The sequence below is a fragment of the Variovorax sp. P5_A3 genome, assembly GCF_056400665.1.
This window is the reverse complement of record NZ_JBFUKW010000003.1, coordinates 119,312-138,765: the sequence shown is the minus strand read 5'-3', so window position 1 is coordinate 138,765 and position 19,454 is coordinate 119,312. Positions and strand designations below refer to the sequence as shown.

17 protein-coding genes are annotated in these 19,454 nt (G+C 67.3%); 13 read left to right on the top strand and 4 right to left on the bottom strand.

Features of this window, described 5'->3' with window-relative positions:
* Positions 1 to 92 precede the first annotated feature (92 nt).
* The 13 genes from AC1D3B_RS06015 to AC1D3B_RS05955 all read left to right on the top strand — a co-directional run bounded on the left by AC1D3B_RS06015 (position 93) and on the right by AC1D3B_RS05955 (position 12,932).
* Positions 93 to 380, top strand: a complete 288-nt coding sequence (locus AC1D3B_RS06015) for a BufA1 family periplasmic bufferin-type metallophore (RefSeq protein ID WP_478189751.1) — start codon at positions 93 to 95, stop codon at positions 378 to 380.
* A gap of 22 nt (positions 381 to 402) precedes the next feature.
* The gene (bufB, locus tag AC1D3B_RS06010; RefSeq protein WP_478189750.1) at positions 403 to 1,251 is read left to right on the top strand and encodes an MNIO family bufferin maturase; all 849 of its coding nucleotides are present in this window, start codon (positions 403 to 405) and stop codon (positions 1,249 to 1,251) included.
* Complete coding sequence (locus tag AC1D3B_RS06005; protein WP_478189749.1) at positions 1,248 to 2,027, top strand: HvfC/BufC family peptide modification chaperone; 780 nt, start codon at positions 1,248 to 1,250, stop codon at positions 2,025 to 2,027. Before bufB ends, AC1D3B_RS06005 begins: the two co-directional genes overlap by 4 nt.
* Before the next feature lie 9 nt (positions 2,028 to 2,036).
* Positions 2,037 to 2,522, top strand: coding sequence for a DoxX family protein (locus AC1D3B_RS06000; RefSeq protein ID WP_478189748.1), 486 nt, complete (start codon positions 2,037 to 2,039; stop codon positions 2,520 to 2,522).
* 99 nt (positions 2,523 to 2,621) lie between these two features.
* Positions 2,622 to 3,983: a GTP cyclohydrolase II gene (locus AC1D3B_RS05995; RefSeq protein WP_478189747.1), complete on the top strand. Its 1,362-nt coding sequence runs from the start codon at positions 2,622 to 2,624 to the stop codon at positions 3,981 to 3,983.
* Positions 3,980 to 5,380, top strand: a complete 1,401-nt coding sequence (locus AC1D3B_RS05990) for a URC4/urg3 family protein (protein ID WP_478189746.1) — start codon at positions 3,980 to 3,982, stop codon at positions 5,378 to 5,380. The genes AC1D3B_RS05995 and AC1D3B_RS05990 overlap by 4 nt, the downstream gene beginning before the upstream one ends.
* A 54-nt stretch (positions 5,381 to 5,434) precedes the next feature.
* Positions 5,435 to 6,064 carry a uracil phosphoribosyltransferase gene (gene upp, locus AC1D3B_RS05985; protein WP_478189745.1) on the top strand — a complete coding sequence of 210 codons (630 nt, stop codon included), beginning with the start codon at positions 5,435 to 5,437 and terminating at the stop codon, positions 6,062 to 6,064.
* Between the two features lie 134 nt (positions 6,065 to 6,198).
* Positions 6,199 to 7,197, top strand: coding sequence for a BMP family protein (locus tag AC1D3B_RS05980; protein ID WP_478189744.1), 999 nt, complete (start codon positions 6,199 to 6,201; stop codon positions 7,195 to 7,197).
* Between the two features lie 2 nt (positions 7,198 to 7,199).
* On the top strand, positions 7,200 to 8,132 hold the full coding sequence (locus AC1D3B_RS05975; RefSeq protein WP_478190005.1) for a 5'-methylthioadenosine/S-adenosylhomocysteine nucleosidase: 933 nt from the start codon (positions 7,200 to 7,202) through the stop codon (positions 8,130 to 8,132).
* A gap of 6 nt (positions 8,133 to 8,138) precedes the next feature.
* A complete protein-coding gene (locus AC1D3B_RS05970; protein ID WP_478189743.1) occupies positions 8,139 to 9,668 on the top strand; it encodes an ABC transporter ATP-binding protein in 1,530 nt (509 codons plus the stop codon).
* Positions 9,665 to 10,726 carry an ABC transporter permease gene (locus AC1D3B_RS05965; protein WP_478189742.1) on the top strand — a complete coding sequence of 354 codons (1,062 nt, stop codon included), beginning with the start codon at positions 9,665 to 9,667 and terminating at the stop codon, positions 10,724 to 10,726. Before AC1D3B_RS05970 ends, AC1D3B_RS05965 begins: the two co-directional genes overlap by 4 nt.
* A complete protein-coding gene (locus AC1D3B_RS05960) occupies positions 10,723 to 11,646 on the top strand; it encodes an ABC transporter permease (protein WP_478189741.1) in 924 nt (307 codons plus the stop codon). Before AC1D3B_RS05965 ends, AC1D3B_RS05960 begins: the two co-directional genes overlap by 4 nt.
* Positions 11,646 to 12,932, top strand: coding sequence for an amidohydrolase family protein (locus AC1D3B_RS05955; RefSeq protein ID WP_478189740.1), 1,287 nt, complete (start codon positions 11,646 to 11,648; stop codon positions 12,930 to 12,932). Before AC1D3B_RS05960 ends, AC1D3B_RS05955 begins: the two co-directional genes overlap by 1 nt.
* Before the next feature lie 85 nt (positions 12,933 to 13,017).
* On the opposite strand, the gene AC1D3B_RS05950 is transcribed toward AC1D3B_RS05955, so the two are convergent.
* Genes AC1D3B_RS05950 through AC1D3B_RS05935 form a run of 4 tightly spaced genes read right to left on the bottom strand, consistent with a single transcriptional unit; the run spans position 13,018 to position 19,452 of the window.
* Positions 13,018 to 14,415 (bottom strand): heavy metal sensor histidine kinase, encoded by a 1,398-nt coding sequence (locus AC1D3B_RS05950; RefSeq protein ID WP_478189739.1) that lies wholly within the window; start codon positions 14,413 to 14,415, stop codon positions 13,018 to 13,020.
* The gene (locus AC1D3B_RS05945; protein ID WP_478189738.1) at positions 14,412 to 15,098 is read right to left on the bottom strand and encodes a heavy metal response regulator transcription factor; all 687 of its coding nucleotides are present in this window, start codon (positions 15,096 to 15,098) and stop codon (positions 14,412 to 14,414) included. The genes AC1D3B_RS05950 and AC1D3B_RS05945 overlap by 4 nt, the downstream gene beginning before the upstream one ends.
* The gene (locus tag AC1D3B_RS05940; RefSeq protein WP_478189737.1) at positions 15,095 to 18,268 is read right to left on the bottom strand and encodes an efflux RND transporter permease subunit; all 3,174 of its coding nucleotides are present in this window, start codon (positions 18,266 to 18,268) and stop codon (positions 15,095 to 15,097) included. The genes AC1D3B_RS05945 and AC1D3B_RS05940 overlap by 4 nt, the downstream gene beginning before the upstream one ends.
* On the bottom strand, positions 18,265 to 19,452 hold the full coding sequence (locus AC1D3B_RS05935; RefSeq protein ID WP_478189736.1) for an efflux RND transporter periplasmic adaptor subunit: 1,188 nt from the start codon (positions 19,450 to 19,452) through the stop codon (positions 18,265 to 18,267). The genes AC1D3B_RS05940 and AC1D3B_RS05935 overlap by 4 nt, the downstream gene beginning before the upstream one ends.
* Positions 19,453 to 19,454 lie beyond the last annotated feature (2 nt).

Below are 19,454 nucleotides of genomic sequence, written 5' to 3'. Positions count from 1 at the left end.
GACCTGTAACTCGGCGCGAGCAGGCCGCGAAGTTAGAACGACTGCGCCGAGCGGCGCGGTTGAAACCCTCACTCAACCCCAGGAGCATCTCCATGATCACTCGTCCTCTCGCCATCACCGCCCTTGCACTGGGCGCCCTCGCAGCCGGTTCCGCCCTGGCGCAAGACAAACCGATGGCCGACGCGATGGCCAAGGTCGAGAAGTGCTATGGCGTCTCGATGGCCGGCAAGAACGACTGCGCCGCCGGCCCCGGCACCACCTGCGCCGGCACGTCGAAGGTCGACTACCAGGGCAACTCGTGGAAGAACGTGCCGGTCGGCACCTGCACGACGATCAAGACGCCGAAGGGCATGGGCTCGCTGGCGCCGATGAAGTCCTGATGCGCACGGACCGATCGCCACCATGACCACGCATCTCGGCACAGGGCTCGGGCTCAAGCCACAGCACTTCGACGCCGCCGCGTCGGCGCCGCCCGACGGCCTGTGGTTCGAGGTACATCCCGAGAACTACATGGTGGCGGGCGGTCCGCGCCTGGGATGGCTGGAGACGATCCGTGCGCGCCATCCGATCTCGCTGCACGGTGTCTCGCTGTCGCTCGCGGGCGATGACGAGCCCGATGCGGCGCATCTCCAGCGTCTGGGCGCGCTTGCACGGCGCCTGCAGCCCGCGCTGGTCTCCGAGCACCTTGCCTGGTCGGCTTGGAACGGCCAGCACTTTCCCGATCTCCTTCCTTTCCCTCGCACCACCGAGGCCTTGTATCGGATCGCGGCGAACATCGAGCGCACGCAGACGGCGCTCGACAGGCCCATCGCGATCGAGAACCCCTCCCACTACCTGTGCTTCGACAGCCACGCGTGGGACGAGATCGAATTCCTCTCCGAGCTCGCGCGGCGCACCGGCTGCACGCTCCTGCTCGACATCAACAACGTGCACGTGTCGGCGCGCAACCTGGGCTATTCGGCCGGCGACTGGCTCGACCGTTTTCCGGCCGGGCTGGTGACGGAGATTCACCTTGCCGGCCACACGCCCGATCCGACGCTGGGCGACGCGCTGCTGATCGACTCGCACGATGAGCCGGTGGCGCCCGAGGTCTGGCATCTCTACCGCCGCTTCATCGAGCGTGCTGGCGCACGCCCCACGTTGATCGAGCGCGACGGCAACGTGCCCGCGTTCAGCGAACTGATGGCCGAGCGCACGCAAGCCGACGAAGAATTGCGCCGCATTTCGGCGCCGGTCGAGGCCCTGCCATGACTTCAGCACTCGCTCGGTTCCAGGCGGGCTTTGCGGAGGCTCTGTTTGCATCAGAGGACGGCACGGACCCGGCGATCCGGCGTCTGGCGGCGCAGCCCGCGTTCGCCGTCTATCGGAACACTGTGATGAGGGGCTGCATCGACGCGCTCGAATCCAATTTCCCTGCCGTGGCGAGGCTGGTCGGCAGTGCATGGTTCCGCGCCGCGGCGGCCGTGCACGTGGCGGCCGAGCCGCCGCGCGACGGACGACTGATGCACTACGGCCACGGATTCGCCGACTTCCTCGCCCATTTCGAACCGGCCGCCGCACTCGACTACTTGCCCGGCGTCGCGCGCCTCGATGCGTTGTGGTGCGAAGCGCATGTCGCAGTCGACGCGGAATTGCTCGATGCGGCCCGGCTCGCCCGGTGCGAACCCGACCGGCTGGCCCGGCTCGTCCTCGTGCCGCATCCTGCCGCGCGCTGGGCCTGGTTCGCCGACCGGCCGATATTCAGCATCTGGCGGCGCAATCGCGCGCCGTCTGTCACTGACGACGCCGCGGAACTCGCCTGGCATGGCGAAGGCGCATTGATCACAAGACCCGCCGACGCCGTGGCCTGGCGTCAGGTCGGCGAAGCGGATTGCGCGTTCCTCGACGCCTGTGCAGCAGGCCTGCCACTGGCGGAAGCGGCGGAACGCGCACTCGTCGTGGCGCCCGACGTCGATCTTTCCGGACTGCTCGAACGATTGTTGCGCGCCGGCGCCTTCTGCGCCCGCTCCTTTCAACCCACCCCCTGAAAGCCCATCATGAGCACCAGCCCCGCGATCCCCCTGTCCGCCGACAAGCCCGAAAGCCATGGCGTGCGTGCACGCTGGAACCGCCTGGCCGCCGGCCTCACGCGCCTCGTGCCGCACGACCTCCTGGCGCTCGCGAGCCGCTTCGGCATCGCGGCGATCTTCTTCATGTCCGGCCGCACCAAGGTCGAAGGCTTCCTCACGCTGACCGAAGGCGCCTATGAACTCTTTCGCACCGAATACAAGCTGCCTTTCGTCCCGCCCGAGATCGCGGCCCACCTGGCGGCCTACGCGGAGCACCTGTTTCCGGTCCTGCTCGTGCTGGGCCTCTGCACCCGGCTGTCGGCCCTCGCGCTGCTGGGCATGACGCTCGTGATCCAGGTCTTCGTCTACCCCGATGCGTGGCCCACGCATCTTTCATGGGCGGCGCTGCTGCTCTACCTGGTGGGACGGGGCGGCGGCACCCTGTCGCTCGACCGTCTGCTGCGCATCGCATAGCGCCCCACACGCCCCCTTCGGGCGCTACGGCGAATGGCGTACACCCCAACTTGCCAGTTGCGGGAGCCCTCGGTACATTGCGGTTTTTGAGGGCCTGCAATGTCTGTTGACACCGTTCCGACTCCATCTTCCCCATCGCTTTCCCCCACGTCTCCCGAGCCCTCCCCTGACGTCGCGCCGCCCGAGTCTGTCTCGATCTCGCCGGTGTATCCCGGCTCAGCCCCCCAACGCAGCCACATCCGCCTGACCTCGCACGCCGGCGGCTTCGGCGCGCTGCCGATCCAGTGGGGCGCGGCCACTGCGGCCGAGCGCGGGCCGGTGGTCGGCACCACGACCAAGCGTGCGCATCGCAACGTGATCGGCACGCACAGCGGCTCGTACAGCGTCTACCGCGCGCTGGCCGTGGCCTCGGGCGCGCTGTCGCCGCACCACAAGGCCGACCTCACCAACACGGCGCCGACCGATGCCATCGGCCCCTACCCGCAATGGAGCGAGCCGGGCAGGATCGTCTCGCTCGATCCCTGGGGCGCCGTCGTGGCCGACGCTTTCGCCACGGAGCTCGCGGCCGGCTACGACATCCGCCCGACCATCGCGATCACCAAGGCGCACGTGATCCTGCCGGAGGTCATCGAGGCCCTGCAGAAAGGCCGGCTGAAGGCCGACGGCAAGTTCCTCACGGCTGGCGGCGCGGCCATGGTCACCAAGGCGGCGATCGAACCGGTGTGGTTCTTGCCCGCGGTCGCCAAGCGCTTCGGCTGCTCCGAGACCGACCTGCGCCGCGTGCTCTTCGAGGAAACCGGCGGCATGTACCCGGAACTCGTGACGCGCTCCGACCTGGAAGTGTTCCTCCCGCCGATCGGCGGCCAGACCCTCTACATCTTCGGCAACCCGCGCGACCTCGCCAATCCGGAGGTCGAGCTGACTGCGCGCATCCACGACGAGTGCAACGGCTCCGATGTGTTCGGCTCCGACATCTGCACCTGCCGGCCCTACCTCACGCACGCCATCGAAGAGTGCATCCAGGGTGCGCAGCGCGGCGGCGTCGGGCTCATCGCCTATTCGCGCAAGGAAGGCCGCGCGCTCGGCGAGGTGACCAAGTTCCTCGTCTACAACGCGCGCAAGCGCCAGGTGGGCGGCGACACGGCCGACCAGTACTTCGCGCGCACCGAGTGCGTGGCCGGCGTGCAGGACATGCGCTTCCAGGAGCTGATGCCTGACGTGTTCCACTGGCTCGGCATCCGCAAGATCCACCGCCTGGTGTCGATGAGCAACATGAAGTTCGACGCCATCACCGGCTCGGGCATCGAGATCGGGACGCGCGTGAACATCCCCGACGAACTGATCCCGGCCGACGCCCGCGTCGAGATGGACGCCAAGATGGCCGCCGGCTACTTCACGCCCGGCGTGGTGCCGGACGCCGAGGAACTCAAGAAGGCCAAGGGCCGGAAGTTGGACCAATGACAAAGGAAAACTACGGGTTGGATCCGGAACGACCCACCCACAATCCTGCCGTGCGCAGCGCCGACGCGGAAGGGCATGTCGACCCGGCGGCCGAATTCTTGCCGGACACCGAGCACCCCACGGGCGCGGCTGCGTACCTGCGCACGACGCAGGCGGTGCGAAGCCGTGCAGCAGCACTGCTTGCACGCGCACGCGCCGGCGAATCGCAGTGGTTCACGATCGGCGCGGACAATGCGATGGAAGACACCGCGCGCACCGTCGCCGAAGTGACGCGCGACCGCTACCCGTGGAGTCCCATTCCGTACCACAGCCGCTGGCGCCATTTCGAGGCAGGTGGCGTGAACCGGCTCAAGATGCTGGACGACCTGCTGGGCAACGCCGATGCCAGCCAGCGTGCCCGCGCGCACATCGACCTCGTGCTCGTGAGCGTGCTGCTCGATGCCGGTGCCGGCCCGGACTGGCACTATGTCGAGGCGGCCACGGGCCAGCGCTTCACGCGCTCCGAAGGGCTCGGCGTCGCGAGCTTCCACGCTTTCACGAGCGGCCTGTTCTCCTCGAATCCCGCACAGCCGCTGCAGGCCGACTCGGCCGGACTGCGCGCCCTCGTGACCGACCGGCTCGGCGATGCCTTCCAGATCAATGCGGTGAACCCGCTGGTCGGACTGGCGGGCCGTGCGACCCTGCTGCGCCGCCTCGGCGAAGCGATGAGCGAGCAGCCCGAAGTGTTCGGCGACGATGGCCGGCCCGGCGGGATGTTCGATGCGCTCGTGGGACCCTACGGGCCCGCCGCGCCACCGACCGCCGAGATCACGGCGCACGAGATCCTCTCGCTGCTGCTCGACGCGCTCTCCGGCATCTGGCCGGCTTCGAATTCGATCGACAGCATCGCCGCGGACGGCAGCGACACCATCGGCACCGGCGACCCAGCGCATGCGCTGGGCGACTGCTGGCGCCACAGCGCGGTGCGCGGCCCCGGGCTGACCAATGGCTGGATGCCGTTCCACAAGCTCTCGCAATGGCTCACCTATTCGATGCTCGAACCCTTCGAATGGGCCGGCGTCAAGGTCCGCCATCTCGAAGCGCTGACCGCCCTGCCCGAATACCGCAACGGCGGCCTGCTCATCGACAGCGGCATGATCGTGCCCAAGGACCCGGCCTTCCTCCAACGTGACTGGAAGGTGAGCGACGAGTTCATCGTCGAATGGCGCGCACTGACCGTCGCCCTGCTCGACGAACTGGCACCGCGCGTGCGCAAGGTGCTGGGCCGCAGCGAGGATGACCTGCCCCTGGCGCGCGTGCTCGAAGGCGGCACCTGGGCCGCCGGCCGCGTCATGGCACAGCGCTTGCGTGAGGGTGCGCCACCCTTGCGCATCGAAAGCGACGGCACCGTCTTCTAGACTTCATCACCTTTTTCACAACGACAAGAACGCCCAGCCGCTTCTCGACCACTCATGAGCAACGTCCACCTCGTCGACCACCCCCTCGTCCAGCACAAGCTCACGCTGATGCGCCGAAAGGAGGCCAGCACCAACAGCTTCCGGCGGCTTCTCAACGAAATCAGCATGCTGATGGCCTACGAGGTCACCCGCGACATGGCGATGCAGGACATCGAGATCGAGACCCCGCTCGAGGCGATGAACGCCAAGGTCATCGACGGCAAGAAGGTCGTGCTGGTGTCGATCCTGCGTGCGGGCACCGGCATCCTGGACGGGATGCTGAGCGTGATTCCCGGTGCGCGCGTCGGGCACATCGGCCTCTACCGCGACCCGAAGACGCTTACCGCCGTCGAGTACTACTTCAAGATGCCCGGCGGCATGGAAGAGCGCGACGCGATCGTGGTCGACCCGATGCTGGCCACCGGCAATTCGGCCGTGGCGGCGGTCGAGCGGCTGAAGGAGCTCAATCCGAAGTCGATCAAGTTCGTCTGCCTGCTGACCTGCCCTGAAGGCGTGAAGACGATGCAGGATGCGCATCCCGATGTGCCGATCTACACCGCCGCGATCGACCGTGAGTTGAACAGCCACGGCTACATCCTGCCGGGCCTCGGCGACGCCGGCGACCGCATCTTCGGAACGAAATGAAGCTCGCCCCCAGGCTTACTCACTGCGTGTAGACGCCTACCCCCGGCCGGGGGCAACACCGGCGGCCCGGCGAAGCCGGTTCCGCGGTGTTTCACGAATAAGAAGCTGGATTTTTTAACTCGAGGAGAAGCACTGTGACAGCACGTCGTCAGATCATCGTTCGTTCGGTCGCCATTGCCGCTGCGCTCGCGGCGGGGGCGCCGGGCCTCGCGTTCGCGCAGGCGAAGCTCAAGGTGGCGGCGGTGTACACCGTGCCCTTCGAGCAGCAATGGGTGGGTCGCATCCACAAGGCATTGAAGGCGGCGGAAGCGCGTGGCGAGATCGAATACACGGCGACGGAGAACGTCGCGAATGCCGACTATGAACGCGTGATGCGCGAGTACGCGACGGCGGGCAACCAGCTCATCCTGGGCGAGGTGTTCGGCGTTGAAGCGGCTGCCCGCAAGGTGGCGAAGGACTTTCCGAAGACGGCCTTCCTGATGGGCTCGTCGCTCAAGCCCCAGGCGCCGAACTTCTCGGTGTTCGACAACTACATCCAGGAGCCGGCCTACCTGTCGGGCATGGTCGCTGGCGGCATGACCAAGACGAACAAGATCGGCATGGTCGGCGGCTTCCCGATCCCCGAGGTGAATCGGCTGATGAACGCCTTCATGGCCGGTGCGAAGGAAGTGAATCCGAAGGTGGAGTTCAGCGTGAGCTTCATCAACAGCTGGTTCGATCCGCCCAAGGCCAAGGAAGCGGCCTTCGCGATGATCGACAAGGGCGCGGACGTCATGTATGCCGAGCGCTTCGGCGTGAGCGATGCGGCCAAGGAAAAGGGCAAGCTCGCGATCGGCAACGTGATCGACACGCAGGACAAGTACCCGGACACGGTGGTCGCATCCGCGCTCTGGAACTTCGAGCCCTCGGCCGACCGCGCGATCAAGCTGGTCAAGGAAGGCAAGTTCACCGCCGAGGACTACGGCCCCTACTCGATGATGAAGTACAAGGGCTCGGAGCTGGCGCCGCTCGGCACCTTCGAGAAGAAGGTGCCCGCCGACATCGTCGCGAAGGTGAAGGCGAAGCAGGCCGACATCCTCTCCGGCAAATTCACGGTGAAGGTGGACGACAGCCAACCAAAGTCGTCGAAGTGACGCTGACCCCCAGGCTGCGCGCGCTTCGTGTCTGGTTGTTCGCGCTGGGCGTGGCTCTGGCGGGTTGCGCCAGCGTGCCCGACGGCCGCTCGTCGCGGCTCGACGAAACACCACGGATGGCGGTGATCTCGGCTTTCCAGCCTGAGCTCACGCTGTTGTTGGCACGGCTGCAGGATCCTCGCAAGCACAGCGTGAACGGCGTCGAGTTCACCACCGGCACGCTCGAGGGCAAGCCGGTGGTGCTGTTCCTGTCGGGCATCAGCATGACCAATGCGACGATGAACACGCAGCTTGCGCTCGACCGTTTCAAGGTGACGCATGTGGTGTTCAGCGGCATCGCGGGCGGGGTCAATCCGGCGCTGCATATCGGCGACGTGACGGTTCCTGTGCAGTGGGGCCAGTACCTCGAAATGCTCATGGCGCGCGAGACCGCGCCGGGCCGCTTCAGTGCGCCGTCCTGGATGGACGACGCCACGATGCCGGCCTTCGGCATGATGTTTCCTCGCCCGGTGGAAGCGCGTTCGGCGGCGCATCCGGCCATCGCGAAGAAGTTCTGGTTCGAAGTGGATCCGAAGATGCTGGCGGTCGCACGCAGCATCCGCACCGTGGACCTGGCCGACTGCAACGCCGGCAAGTGCCTGAGCCGCAAGCCCCGGCTCGTCGTCGGCGGCAACGGCGTCTCCGGCCAGGCCTTCATGGACAACAAGGCTTTCCGCGAATACACCTTCAGGACTTTCCAGGCCAATGTGCTCGACATGGAAACGGCGGCGGTCGGCATGGTCGCGTACAGCAATGGCGTGCCGTACATCGCCTTCCGTTCGCTCAGCGACCTCGCGGGCGGTGGCGAGGGCGAGAACGAGATGGGCACCTTCATGGGCATCGCGGCCGACAACTCGGCCAAGGTGCTGCTCGCGTTCCTTTCCAGCTGGAAGTAGTTCCTCTTGGCCCAAGTCCTTGCCCTGCGTGGCATCACCAAGCGCTTCGGCGCGCTGGTGGCCAACGACGGGATCTCGCTCGACCTGCAGGCAGGCGAGGTGCTGGCGCTGCTCGGCGAGAACGGCGCGGGCAAGTCGACCCTGATGTCGATTCTGTTCGGGCACTACGTGGCCGATGAAGGCAGCATCGACGTGTTCGGCCAGCCGCTCGCGCCGGGCAACCCGAAGGCGGCACTGGCCGCGGGCATCGGCATGGTGCACCAGCACTTCACGCTGGCCGACAACCTCAGCGTGCTGGACAACGTGCTGATGGGCACCGAGCCGCTGTGGCAGCCCTTCTCGCGCCGCGGCGTGGCACGCGCGCGGCTGCTGGAGGTGGCTCAGCGCTTCGGCCTGCCCGTGCAGCCGGATGCGCTGGTCGGCGACCTGTCGGTGGGCGAGCGCCAGCGCGTGGAGATCCTGAAGGCGCTGTACCGCAACGCCCGAATCCTGATCCTCGACGAACCCACGGCTGTGCTCACGCCGCAGGAGAGCGAGGCGCTGTTCCACACCCTGGGGCAAATGGTGGCGCAGGGCCTGTCGATCATTTTCATCAGCCACAAGCTGGCCGAAGTGCTGCGCGTGTCGCATCGCGTCGCGGTGCTGCGCGGCGGCAAGCTGGTGGCCGAGGCAAGTACCAGCGATACGACGCAGGCGCAGTTGGCGCTGTGGATGGTCGGGCACGCGATCGAGGGCACGGTGCGCCGTCCCGCCCAACGCATCGGCGATGCGGTCTGCGTGCTGGACCATGTGCGGACCACAGGCAGCGGACATGACCGGCTGGAGGACGTGACGCTCACGCTCAGGGGCGGCGAGATCATGGCCATCGCGGGGGTTTCCGGCAACGGCCAGGTGGCGCTGGCCGAACTGTTGAGCGGCACGCGGCGCGCGGTCGCCGGCACGGTGAAGCTGATGGGGCGCGACCTGCCCGCATCGCCCGCCCGGCTGGTGCAGCGCGGGGTCGCGCGTATTCCCGAGGACCGGCATGCGGTGGGCGTAGTCGGCGATCTGCCAGTCTGGGAGAACGCCGTCTCGGAACGGTTGCGCAGCCGGGCGTTCTCGCGCTGGCTCTGGGTCCGGCGCGGCGTCGCCAAGGCGCATGCGCGCAGCGTGGAGAAGGCCTACGACGTGCGCGGGGCTGGCCTCGAATCGCCTGCGCGATCGCTCTCCGGCGGCAACATGCAGAAGCTGATTCTCGGGCGGGCATTGCTCGCGCCGGCGTCGTCGCCGGCGAAGCATCGCATCGCCCGGCTGATCGTTGCGCACCAGCCGACCTGGGGGCTGGACGTCGGCGCAGTCGCCTACGTGCAGCAACAGCTCATCGCCGCGCGCGATGCAGGTGCGGCCGTGCTGCTGATATCGGACGACCTCGACGAGGTGTTGACTCTGGGCGACCGGGTCGCGGTCATGCACGGCGGCCAGTTGGGCGAGCCGCGCCCGGCAGCGGCATGGACGCGCGAAGCCATCGGCCTGGCCATGGCGGGTTCGAAGGCATGAGGCTGGAGCGTCGCCACGAGACATCCCGCGCCGCCCTGGTGCTCGCGCCTGTCGGTGCGGTCGCGTTCACGCTGCTGGTGAGCGCGCTGCTCGTGCTCTGGGCCGGTGCGCCGGTGGGACGTACGTATGCGCTTCTTTTGCAGGGCGGCTTCGGTTCGGTGTTCGCATGGAGCGAGACTCTCACCCGCGCCATTCCGCTGATCCTGACAGGGCTCTCCGCCACGGTCGCCTTCAAGGCCCGGCTCTTCAACATCGGTGCCGAAGGCCAGCTCTACGCGGGTGCGCTCGCCGCAGTCGCCGTGGGCGGCATGCATGGCGGCACCGGCTTCGAGTGGCCACTCTGGCTGCTGTATCCGCTGATGATGCTGGCCGCGGCGACCGCAGGCGCCCTGCTGCTGCTCGGCCCCGCGCTGATGAAGAACAAGCTCGGCGTCGACGAGGTGGTGACCACGCTGTTGATCAACTTCATCGTGCTGCTGGGCGTCTCGGCCATGCTCGACGGGCCGATGAAGGACCCGACTGCCATGGGGTGGCCGCAGAGCGTGTCGCTGCAGTCGGAGCTCGAACTCGGCAAGCTGATCGCGCAGACGCGTGTGCACACCGGGCTGCTGTGGGCCATCTCGCTGTCGGTGATTGTCTGGGCGCTGTTCAAGTACACGGTGATCGGCTTCGACATCCGCGCGGTGGGCGCCAATGCGCGCGCCGCTGCGTTTGCGGGCGTGCCGGTTACGCGCACTGTCGTGCTGGTCGCGCTGCTCTCGGGGGCGCTTGCCGGCCTGGCGGGTGCCATCGAGGTGGCCGGCCGCACCAGCTATGTCACGCTGGACATGTCGCCGGGCTACGGCTACAGCGGCATCGTGATCGCGATGCTGGCCGGGCTGCATCCGCTCGGCGTGCTGGCGGCCGGCGTCTTCGTGGCGGGCGTGCTGGTCGGCGCCGACACCATGAGCCGTGCGATCGGCGTGCCGACGTACATCGCGGACGTGATCGTCGCGGCATCCCTGATCGCCGTGCTCGTGGCAACCTTGCTCACGCAATACCGGGTGCGGCTGAAATGAGCGACGTGGCCGACATTCTTTCCAATGCGTCGTTCTGGGTGGCGGTCCTGCGCATCGCCACGCCGTTGATCTTCGGCACGCTCGGTGTGTTGCTGTGCGAGCGCGCGGGCGTGTTGAACCTGGGCATCGAGGGGATCATGGTCGCGGGCGCCTTCGCGGGCTGGCTGGCGGTGTATGCGGGCGCGCCGCTGTGGGTCGGCGTCGGCGTCGCGGCGCTCACGGGCGCGGTCTTCGGACTGCTGCATGCATTCCTGACGGTGGGGCTGGCGCTGTCGCAACACGTGTCGGGGCTCGGCATCACGCTGCTCGCGACGGCCTTGAGCTACTACGGCTATCGCGTGAGCTTTCCGAAGGTGAACACCCCGCCTACCGTCACGCCGTTCGCACCGATGGAGTGGCTGCATGTTCCCGTGCTCGATGCGCAGACGCCGCTCACGCTGCTGGCGCTACTGATGGTGCCGGTGGTGGCCTACCTTCTCAACCGCACGCCGGTGGGGCTGGCCGTGCGCATGGTCGGCGAGAACCCGCAGGCGGCCGAAGGCCAGGGCGTCTCGGTCGCGGCCACGCGCACGGGTGCGATCGTCGCGGGCTCGGCATTGATGGGCGTGGCGGGGTCGTTCCTGACGCTGTCGGCGTTCAACGCCTTCTTCTTCAACATGATCAACGGACGCGGATGGATCTGCGTGGCGCTGGTGGTCTTTGCATCATGGCGGCCTGGCAAGGCGCTGTTGGGCGCGTTGCTGTTCGCTTTCTTCGACGCCCTGCAGCTGCGCTTGCAACAATCGGGCGACGCGGTGCTGCCCTACCAGATCTACCTGATGCTGCCCTACCTGCTGTCGATCCTGGCGCTGGTGCTGGTGGCCCGCAAGGCGAGCTATCCGCAGGCGCTGATGAAACCCTATAGAAAAGGAGAACGCTGATGCTCGACCTCCTCGTTCAAAACGCCACCCTCCCCGACGGCCGCGCGAACATGTCGATCGCCGTGCAAGACGGTCGAATCGCCGAAGTAACGGCCGGCCTCGATGCGTCGGCCAGGGAGAAGCTCGACGCGCAAGGCCTGCTGGTCTCGCCGCACTTCATCGATCCGCACTTCCACATGGACGCGACACTCAGCTACGGCCTGCCGCGCATCAACGAAAGCGGCACGTTGCTCGAAGGCATCGCGCTGTGGGGCGAACTCAAGCCGCTGTTGACGGCCGATGCGCTCATCGACCGCGCGCTGGCGTATTGCGACTGGGCGGTCGCCAAGGGGCTGCTCGCGATTCGCACCCATGTGGACACCAGCGACCCGAGCCTTCTCGCGGTCGACGCGCTGCTGGAAGTCAAGCGTCGGGTCGCGCCCTACCTCGATCTGCAGCTCGTCGCCTTTCCGCAGGACGGCGTGCTGCGCTCGCCCGGCGGCGTCGAGAACCTCAAGCGCGCGCTCGACAAGGGCGTCGACGTGGTCGGCGGCATTCCGCACTTCGAACGCACGATGGCCGACGGAGCCGCCAGCGTGAAGCTGCTGTGCGAGATCGCGGCCGAGCGCGGAAAGCTGGTCGACATGCACTGCGACGAGTCGGACGACCCGCTTTCGCGCCACATCGAGACGCTGGCCTTCGAGACGCAACGCCTGGGCCTGCATGGGCGCGTGACAGGCTCGCACTGCACCTCGATGCATTCGATGGACAACTACTACGTGAGCAAGCTGCTGCCGCTGATTGCCGAAAGCCGTGTCAGCGTGATCGCGAATCCGCTGATCAACATCACGCTGCAAGGGCGGCACGACACGTACCCGAAGCGCCGAGGCATGACGCGCGTGCCCGAGCTCATGGCGGCCGGCGTGAACGTCGCCTTCGGGCATGACTGCGTGATGGACCCGTGGTACGGCATGGGGTCGGGCGACATGCTGGAGGTCGCGCACATGGGATTGCACGTGGCGCAGATGACCAGCCAGCGCGGTATCCGCCAGTGCTTCGACGCCGTCACGACGAACGCGGCGAAGGTGTTTCACCTGGATGGCTACGGGCTCGAAGCTGGCTGCGATGCGAGCTTCGTCTTGCTGCAGGCGCGCGATGCGGTGGAGGCGATCCGCTTGCGCGCGACGCGGCTGAAGGTCTATCGAAAGGGGAAGCTGCTGGCGGAAACGCCTGCTGCCACTGCGGCGCTCCACCTGCCTGGCCGCGCGGCCGAGACAGCATGGATGAACCCGACGAGAGCCGCATGACTCCCTCTCCCTCTGGGAGAGGGCGGGGGTGAGGGCACCGGGCTTCCGATAGAGGCGCTGCGCTCGATCAGCCGTCCGAGTGCCCTCACCCCAACCCTCTCCCAGAGGGAGAGGGAGAAAGAGCGACGCTGAAGCCTACTGTCGTGATGCCGTCCCTCGAACGCGCGAACACCGTACCGTTGTGCATCACAGCCACGGCCTTGACGATCGACAGGCCGAGCCCATGGTTCTCGCCGCTGTTTCGGCGTGAGATGTCGACGCGATAGAAGCGGTCGAACAGGCGCGGCAGTTGCTCGGGCTCGATCGGCGCACTGGGATTGGAAAAACTCACTTCCGCCGAACGCTCGCCCTGCCCGATCTGAACGACCACGCGCGCGCCGGGCCGCGAATGCTGGATCGCGTTCTGCAGCAGGTTGGTCAGCGCACGGCGGAACAACGAGGTCTCGATCGGCGCGACGGCATCGCCCTCCACTTCCACCGTCATGCCGGCCTCGTCGAGCAGCAGGTCGAGGAATTCCACCGTCTTGCCGACCTCCTGCGCGATCGAGGACGCCACCAGCCCGCGCGCGCGGACGCCTTGCTCGGCCCGCGCCAGGAAGAGCATGTCGGCCACGATGGCGCGCAGCCGCTCCAGTTCCTCCAGGTTGGACTGCAGCACCTCGCGCAGCTCGGCGGCGTTGCGATCGCGCGCGAGCGCCACTTGGGTCTGGCCGATGAGGTTCGCGAGCGGCGTGCGCAACTCGTGGGCCACGTCGTCGCTGAAGGTCGCGAGTTGCCGGTAGGCCGCATCGAGCCGGTCGAGCGCGGCATTGAACGAAGTTCCGAGGTCGGCCAATTCCCTGGGGAGCGCAGGAAGTTGCAGCCGCTGGGCACGGTTGTCGGGGCCGACGCGCTGCGCATCGGCCGAGAGGCGATCGACCGGGCCGAGCCCGATGCGCGCGATCCAGTAGCCCAACGCGGCGGACAGCGCCGTCCCGGCCAGCGTCAGGAGTGCCAGCGCCGTCTCGAAGGTGCGCAAGGTGACGCTGAACGGCTCGGCGTCCACACCCGCCATGTACCGCACGGCAGGCCGCAGTTCGCTCGCGGGCAGCATGCCGCCACGCACATGCATGCGCATTCGTCGGGGCGGCGTGCCGACCTGCAGTTCCACACTGTCCTTTCCGGCCTCGATGGCCGCCTCTACCAGGGGCAGGTCCTCCCCGAAGCGGAAGGCGGGGTCTTCGCTCCACATCCAGGAGCGCGTGCGCGCATCGGCGGAGCTCAGGGTCTCGAGCTTGTCGCGGATACGCTCGCCGAGGTTGGGCGCGCGGCCGTGCTGCAGCATGTACGACATGTCTTCGAGCCGCGCGTCGATCTGTTCCTGCTGGTGACGCGCAAGCTCACCCGACAGCACGTGATGCAGCGCGCCGCCCACCAGCGCGAAGCCCGCCAGCGCCGCGACGGCGAACATCAGCGCCAGGCGAACGGCAATCGAATTCCTCATTCCAGGTCTCCACCGCCGCGGTCTTCCAGCACGTAGCCCATGCCACGGATGGTGTGCAGCAGGTTGTGACCGAAGGGTGCATCGATCTTGGCGCGCAGGCGCTTGATGGCGACTTCGACCACGTTGGTGTTGCTGTCGAAATTCATGTCCCAGACGAGTTCGGCGATCACTGTTTTGGAAAGGATCTCGCCCTGGCGACGCGCCAGCACGGCGAGCAGCGCGAATTCCTTCGCAGTGAGGTCAATGCGCTGGTCCTGCCGGATGGCCTTGCGCCCGAGCATGTCGACGCGCAGGTCGCCGACGCGCAGCAACGTCGACTCATGGGCGCGCCCGCGCCGGGTGAGCGCCTGCAGCCGGGCCAGCAGTTCGAGAAAGGAAAAGGGCTTGACCAGGTAGTCGTCGGCGCCGTCCTGCAGGCCGCGCACGCGGTCCGCGACGCCGTCGCGCGCGGTCAGCATGATGACCGGCGTGTTCTTCACGCTGCGCAGCGACTTGAGCACCGAGAAGCCGTCCAGCCCCGGAAGCATCGCGTCTAGCACGATCACGTCGAAGTCGTAGTGCAAGGCCAGGTGCTGTCCGTCGATGCCGTCGAAGGCGAGGTCCACGGCGCAGCCCTGCTCGGTCAGACCCTGGTACAGGTAGTCGGCCGTCTTGCGCTCGTCTTCGACGATCAGGACTTTCATTCGGCAATGGCTCCCGCCGGTGCTTCCGGCAAGTCAGGTGCATTGCGCTGCCGGCGCGCCTCCTTGCGGCGCACATACCAGTGGTGGGCGCGGTCGAGGTACAGGTAGATGACCGGTGTGGTGAAGAGTGTCAGCATCTGCGAGAGGATCAGGCCACCGACCATCGCATAGCCCAGCGGACGGCGCAACTCCGAGCCGGCGCCGTGGCCCAGCATCAGCGGCAGGCCGCTCAGCAGCGCGCACATGGTGGTCATCATGATCGGGCGGAAGCGCAGCACGCAGGCTTCGAAGATGGCGTCGCGCGGCGACATGCCCCTGTCCCGCTCGGCGTGCAGCGCGAAGTCGACCATCATGATGCCGTTCTTCTTCACGATGCCGATCAGCAGGATGATCCCGATCAACGCAATCACGCTGAGATCGTACCCCCCGGCCATGAGGATCAGCAATGCGCCGACGCCGGCCGACGGCAGTGTCGAGAGGATGGTCAACGGGTGGATGTAGCTCTCGTAGAGCAGGCCCAGCACGATGTAGACCGAGATCAGCGCGGCCGCGATCAGGTAGGGCTGCGTGCGCAGCGAATCCCCGAAGGCCTGGGCCGTACCCTGGAAGTTGCCGCTCAGCGTGGCGGGCACGCCCATCTGCGCCTGCGCCGCATTGATCGCCTCTACCGCCTGGCCGAGCGAGGCGCCCGGCTTGAGGTTGAAGGACAGCGTCACCGCCGGGAACTGCCCCTGGTGGCTGATCGCGAGGTAGCCGGTCTTGCTGGTGTCCAGCTTGACGAAGGTCGACAGCGGGACCTGCTGGCCGTTGATCGGCGAGGTCAGGTAGAGGCGGTCGAACAGCGAGGGATCGCGCTGCAGTTCCGGCGTGACCTCCAGCACCACGTTGTAGCTGTTGAGCTGGGTGAAGTACTGTGCCACCTGCCGCTGGCCGACGGCGTCGTAGATCGTCGCGTCGACCATCGCCGGCGTGATGCCGTAGCTCGATGCGCGCTGCCGGTCGATGGTGACCATGGCCGTCGGCGCCGAGTTCTGCTGGTCGGTGGTCACGTCCGTGAGCTCGGGCAGCTGACGCAGCCGCTCCAGCAGCTTCGGCGCCCAGGTGTTGAGCTCGTTCAGGTCCGGGTCGGTCAGCGTGTACTGGTACTGCGTGCGCGAGAGTCGCCCGCCCACGTTGATGTCCTGCCCCGCCTGCATGAACAGCGCAATGCCCTGGATCGGCGCCAACTTGGGCCGCAGGCGCGCGATCACCTCGTCGGCATTGGCGGTGCGGCCTTCGTCCTTGGGCCGCAGGCCGATGAAGAAGTTGCCGGAATTGAAGGTGCTCGCACCCGCCTGCATGCCGAAGCTCGTGACGTCGGGGTCCTCGCGGATGATGTCCGCGACCTTGAGCATGCGTTCGCGCATCGCCTGGGATGACGAATCCTGCGCCGCGTCGGCAGAGCCGAACAGGAAGCCGGTGTCCTGCTGCGGGAAGAAGCCCTTGGGGATCGTGATGAACAGCAGCCCTGTCGCCGCCACCGTGACGATGAAGCTCATCAGCGTGATGAACGGATGCCGCAGCACGACGCCGAGGCCGCGCTTGTAGCCGTTGAGCATCGCGTCGAAGCCTCGTTCGAGCAGCATGTAGAGGCGACCGTGCTTCTCGCTGGCGACGTGCGGCTTCAGGAAGCGCGCGCAGAGCATCGGCGTCAGCGTGAGTGAGATCAGCACCGACACCGCGATGGTCAGCGTGACGGTGACCGCGAACTCGCGGAACAGCCGCCCGACGATGCCGCCCATCAACAGCAAGGGGATGAACACCGCGACCAGCGACACCGAGATCGAGATGATCGTGAAGCCGATCTCGCCGGCGCCCTGCAGCGCCGCCTCCATCGGCTTCATGCCGTCCTCGATGTGGCGATAGATGTTCTCGAGCATCACGATCGCGTCGTCCACGACGAAGCCGACCGCGATCGTCAGCGCCATGAGCGACAGGTTGTCCAGGCTGTAGCCGACGACGTACATCACCGCGGCAGTGCCCAGCAGCGCGAGCGGCACCGTCACGCTGGGAATCAGCGTCACCGTGACGTTGCGCAGGAACACGAAGATCACCGCCACTACCAGCGCGATCGACAGCAGCAGCGTGAATTCGACATCCTTGACCGAGGCGCGGATGGTCTGCGTGCGGTCGACCAGCGTGTTGACGGTCACGCTCGGCGGAATGGCCGCCTTCAGCTTGGGCAGCGCGGCCTGGATGCGGTCCACCGTCTCGATCACGTTGGCGCCCGGCTGCTTGGTGATGGCCAGCATGATCGCGCGGCCGTCGGTGATGTCGCTGCCTTCCGGCGCCGCCTTGCCGGCGAAGCCCCAGGCGGCGACCTTGCTGTTTTCAGGGCCGTCCACAGCCACGCCGATGTCGCGCACGCGGATGGGCGCGCCGTTGCGCCAGGCCAGCACCATGTCGTTCCATGGCGCGGCCTTGAGCAGCTGGTCGTTGGTGTAGACATTGAAGGCCTGGCGCTCGCCGTCGATCGTGCCGGTCGGCTGGCTCACGGTGGTGGCCGCGATCACGCCGCGCACGTCTTCCAGGCTCATGCCCACCGCCTGGAGCTTGGCCGGATCGACCTGGATGCGCACCGACGGCTTCTGCACGCCGAAGATGTTGACCAGCCCGACGCCCGAGATGCGCGATATCTGCTGCGCGAGCACGTTGTCGGCGTAGTCGTTGACCTGCACCAGCGGCAGCACCTTGGACTGCACGCCCAGAATCAGCACCGGCGAATCGGCCGGATTGATCTTTCGGAAGCTCGGCGGACTCGGCAGGTTCTGCGGCAGTTGGCCTCCGGCGGCATTGATGGCGGTCTGCACGTCGAGCGCGGCGCCGTCGATGTTGCGGTCCAGGTCGAACTGCAACGTGATCTGCGTGAGGCCGAGCGAACTGCTGGAGGTCATCTGCGCCAGGCCGGCGATCAGCGAGAACTGGCGCTCCAGGGGCTGTGCCACGTTCGCGGCCATGGTTTCCGGGCTCGCACCGGGGAGGCGGCCCGTGACCTGGATGGTCGGGAAGTCCACCTGGGGCAAAGGCGCCACCGGCAGCAGGGGCCAGGCGACCAACCCGATGAGCAGCAGCGCCGCGGCGAGGAGCGAGGTGCCGATCGGGCGCTTGATGAATCCCGCTGAGATGTTCACGGCTTGGCTCCCGCGTTGCTGGCGACCGGTGCATTGGCGGCCTTTTCGAGGACGCGCGCGCCGGGCGTCATGCGGTATTGGCCGTCGAGCACGACCCGGTCGCCGGCCGCCAGGCCGGACTCGATCACGGACTTGCCCCGGACGGTATCAACCACCGTCACAGGCTGCACGCGCACCTTGTCGTCGGGTCCGACCACGTACGCGAAGAAGCCGTCCTGGTTGCGTTGCACCACGGCCGAGGGCACGGTGAGCGCATCGGCCCGCTCGCCGAGCACGACCCGGGCATCGACCGACTGGCCGGGCCAGAGCCGGTGCTCGGGGTTCGCGAATTGCGCCTTGAGCGTGATGGTGCCGGTGGCCGCGTCGATCTGGTTGTTGAGCAGCACCAGCTTGCCGGGCGCGAGCACCTCGTGCGTATCGCGATCGATCGCCTCCACCGTCAGCGGCTCGCGGCTGCCGTTGAGCGCGTGGTTGACGGCCTGGAAGCTGCTTTCGGGCAGCGTGAACTGGACTGCGATCGGGTCGATCTGGTTGATCACCAGCAGCCCGTTCGCATCCGCGGCGTGCACGATGTTGCCCGGATCGACCAGCCGCGCGCCGACGCGCCCGCTGATCGGCGCAGTGATGGTGGTGAATCCGAGTTGGACCTGCGCCATGTGGATCTGCGCTTCATCGCTCTTGAGCGCGGCTTGCAACTGGTTCACCAACGCGCGCTGGGTGTCCAGCGTCTGCTGCGTGGTGGCGTCTTCCTTGATCAGGTCACCGTAGCGTTGCAGGTCGGCGCGCGCATTGGCCAGTTGCGCTTCGTCCTTGGCCTTCTGAGCGACGATCTGCTCGAGCTGCGCCTGCAAGGTACGCGGGTCGATGCGCACCAGCACCTGGCCCGCCTTGACGTCCTGGCCTTCCTTGAAGTCGACGCTGTCGAGCTGGCCGTCGACGCGCGGACGCACGGTGACCGACGCCACGGGGAGGACCGTGCCCACGCCCGAACGCGCGATCGGAACCGTCTCGCTCGCTACGCGAACCGTCGTGGCCGGCACGCCGGCTGGTCCGGCAGTCGGCCCTGTGGCGTGTGTGCCGAATTTGCGCCAGGCGCCCGCGGCGGCGAGCACGACGATCAGCGCAAGTGCGCCGATGAGCCACCAGCGCTTGCGCTGGCGAGGATGGGGTGTGGGGAGATCCATGA